The following is a 3,628-nucleotide window of genomic DNA, read 5'->3' on the forward strand; positions in this document are numbered from 1 at the left end:
CGTCAAAATTTTCAATTTTTCCTCGCAATGACGTGGTAAATTCACCCCATCACATACATAGTAATGGATATAGTAACCACTGAGAAAAAAGTAGTAAATGTTATAATCGACGCCATAGAATCAGGATCACCGTCAAGCTGACGAGATAGAACATAAGCCGTACTTGCACATGGAAGACAGCTATATAATATTCCTACCGATCTATCTATCCCCTCAATTGACATTAACCATAATACTATTACGCTAACTAGAGGAAATGCAACTAATTTAATAAAGCTTGTAAACATTACATTGTGTAAAAGCTCTCTCCTAATAGTAAAATTAAGCCCTGCTCCAACATTTAACATACCAATAGCTAAAGCAGCATTAGAAAGACTATCTAGTGTTTTCTTAAGCCCTAAATGTAATTCAAGATTTGAGTAATTAAAAACGAACCCTACTAAACTTGCGATAATTAAAGGGTTACGCACAATTAATTTCATCATTAAAACAAAACTAGTTCTAATAGTATTAGTAACGGATTTATTAGGGATATAATAAGCGAAAATCATTACCGATAAAATATTGGTAAAAATAATCATATAAGAAGAAATAACAGCAACAATAGAAAGCCCACTAGGACCAAGCAGCGGGCTACTTACTCCAAAAAAAATGTAGCTATTATAACGAATTGATCCTTGAAAAATGGAAGTAAATTGGATTTTATCTATATTATATTTTTTTTGGTAAATTATAAGACCAATTGATACAAGGATAGTAGAAATAATAAGAGCCACTACTAACTTAATTATCGATGCAACGCTTAAGTCGGCAGTAGATACGTAATTAAACAGCATGGCAGGAAATAGTACAAAATACGATAATTTCTCAATACCACGCCAAAATTCTTCTGAAGTTAACCATTTATTTTTGATAATACTACCAAGAAGCGTAATTAAAAAAATAGGTAACGTACTACAAAAAATTTCATTCATTTGTTAATAGTTTTTATTTTAACGTCATTGCGAGGAAAGGTGAAGCCTTGACGTGGCAATCTCATGAAACAATACAAAATTCTTGAGATTGCTGCACTCGCTTCGTTCGTTCGCAATGACGCTTAGATGCCCACGCAGGAATAACATTAATACAACGTGAAAGTATACGAAGATCAACTTCAAAAAGAGCAAGAAGTCCACAAGACGAGGAGCGGCAGCAGTTACTTAATACGTGAGCACTGCAGTACTTGTAGGACGACGTAGCCAATTTTTGAAGTTCTATCTACGTATACAACTTTCCTTCAACCAGCTTCATAGTTTCTTTTATACCGTAAAGCTTTATGAAAGTCCCAAGTCTTGGACCTTCGCTTTGTCCTAGCAATATCTGATATAGATCCTTGAAATAATCACGCAGATTTTCATATCCTGCTTTCATTCCTATATCATATATTGCTTTCTGAATCGCTTCAGCTTCGGTTTGATCAGATATGCTAGATAACATATCTAATATATCTTGTAAAATGACCTTATGCTTTTCGGAAACGACTAAATATGATTTATGTGCTTTAATAAAGTCATTATAATATCTTATAGCAAATTCTGCTAAGTGGTCAAGATAAGGACTAGTCTTTGAAGTTGCTTTTGGCTCATATTTGCTAATAAATCCCCAAAGTACCGATTTATCGGAAGGATTACACGCAGAAGTAAGATTTAAAAGCAACCCATAGGTAATACCAAAAGTCTCAATTTTCGGTACATTCCCGTGATGTATGTGATAAACTGGATTCGCAAAACGCTTTGCCCTATCTTCTTCTAAATGGTATTTCTGATTAAAAGTAATATATTCATCAACATTTTTAGGAATTACATCAAAAAACAAACGCTTAGCTCTAGTCGGATTTTGGTACATAAATAATGCCATACTTTCAACGGGAGCATATTTAAGCCAATCATCAACACTAATACTATTACCTTTTGATTTTGATATTTTCTCACCGTTTTCATCTAAAAATAGCTCATAACATAGCTGCACCGGCGGCTTACCTCCTAGGATTCGGCAAATTTCCGAATAAAGCCGAGCATTTGCTAGATGGTCTTTGCCGTACATTTCATAATCGACTTCTAACGCTGCCCAACGCATACCAAAATCCGGTTTCCACTGTAATTTGCAATGCCCTCCCGTTACCGGCACTTCTATATAATTACTGTCCTCATCTTTATATGTAACAGTGCCTGCTTTAGCATCCCATTTCTCTATAGGCACTTGCAGTACCTTACCTGTTTTCGGACATATTGGCATGAAAGGTGAATAGGTAGCCTTGCGCTCTTCTCTAAAAGTCGGTAGCATCAACTCCATTATCTCATCATATTTCTCAAGCACTCTTATCAGCATTTTATCAAACATACCGACTTTATAACAGTTAGTACTGCTATAAAATTCATACTCAAAGCCGAATTTATCAAGGAATGAACGAAGCTTTGCATTCATATAAGCCCCGTAACTTTCACATTCACCAAACGGATCAGGGATAGAGGCAAGCGGCATATCCATATACCCAGCTACCATTTCAGAATTCGGGATGTTACTTGGTACTTTACGAAGCCCGTCCATATCATCGGAAAAGCAAATTAGCTTAGTCGGAATATCGGATAATTGCTCAAACGCTTTCTGCACCATCACCATACGAGCATTCTCACCAAAAGTACCGATATGAGGTAAACCTGAAGGACCATAACCCGTTTCAAATAATACATAATTTTTTTCAGGAGCTTTACCGTTTAAGCTGTCTAATATTTTCTTAGCCTCAACAAAAGGCCAAGCGTTTGACTTAATAGCATCTTCCCAAATTTCTGACATTTATTTTTCTTGCACTTTAATTAATAATCAGTGACAATATACTAAATTTATTTATTTGTAAAATATCACTTGAATTTTTTACGATTTTAAAGAATAAACTAACGTCATTGCGAGAAGCGAAGCGGCGTGGTAATCTTGTAAAACATCCTGAGATTGCCACGCTCCCTTTGGTCGCTCGCAATGACGTTCCTTAAAAAAATAAAACCCATGCCATTTACTACTATTATAAATTACATCAGAAAAGATAGCTATAAAGTTCTACATTTAGGACTAATTGCAATTTCTATAATAGCACTTGCTACCGCTTATATTGCTGAATATATATTCCATTATACACCCTGCCCTTTATGCGTTTACGAAAGGTTTCCCTATTTAACGCTAATCAAAATTTGCTTAACTGCTTTAATCATCAGACAATTAAGCAAATATACTTTAATATTCATTCTCCTAACTATCCTTAGCTCTTGCATATTATCAACCTATCATAGCTTCGTAGAAAGAGGCATTGTACAACCAAGTGCCCTTTGCTCATCGATGATCCGTATCCCGAAAGACTTGTCTATACAACATATCAAGCAAATGTTCTACTCTCAGCCAATCACTTCCTGCACTAAACCCGCTATTAAAATCTTCGGTATTTCTATGACGGAGTATAATCTACTCTTAAATATCACGCTTCTAATCTGTTTATTCCTCGTTTGGTTTTATCCAAAAAAATCTTAGTTTTAAAGCAACAGCAATCAATTTCATTCTCACTTTCGTAGAGAGGGTCATGCCTCCATATTGCAGTTATGCC

General features: G+C 35.3%; 3 protein-coding genes. 1 reads left to right on the forward strand and 2 read right to left on the reverse strand.

What is annotated here, in order from left to right:
• Positions 1 to 41: 41 nt before the first annotated feature.
• Entirely contained in the window at positions 42 to 974 is a 933-nt protein-coding gene (locus KYQ89_RS06200) for an AEC family transporter (protein ID WP_218460860.1), read from the reverse strand.
• A gap of 283 nt (positions 975 to 1,257) precedes the next feature.
• Positions 1,258 to 2,832, reverse strand: coding sequence for a lysine--tRNA ligase (locus tag KYQ89_RS06205; protein ID WP_218460861.1), 1,575 nt, complete (start codon positions 2,830 to 2,832; stop codon positions 1,258 to 1,260).
• Between the two features lie 207 nt (positions 2,833 to 3,039).
• Here KYQ89_RS06205 and KYQ89_RS06210 point away from each other — a divergent pair, with 207 nt between their 5' ends.
• A complete protein-coding gene (locus tag KYQ89_RS06210; protein WP_218460862.1) occupies positions 3,040 to 3,555 on the forward strand; it encodes a disulfide bond formation protein B in 516 nt (171 codons plus the stop codon).
• The last annotated feature ends 73 nt before the right edge of the window (positions 3,556 to 3,628 follow it).

Origin of the sequence: Rickettsia sp. TH2014 (genome assembly GCF_019249195.1) — a bacterium.
In the GTDB taxonomy this organism is placed as follows: domain Bacteria; phylum Pseudomonadota; class Alphaproteobacteria; order Rickettsiales; family Rickettsiaceae; genus Rickettsia; species Rickettsia felis.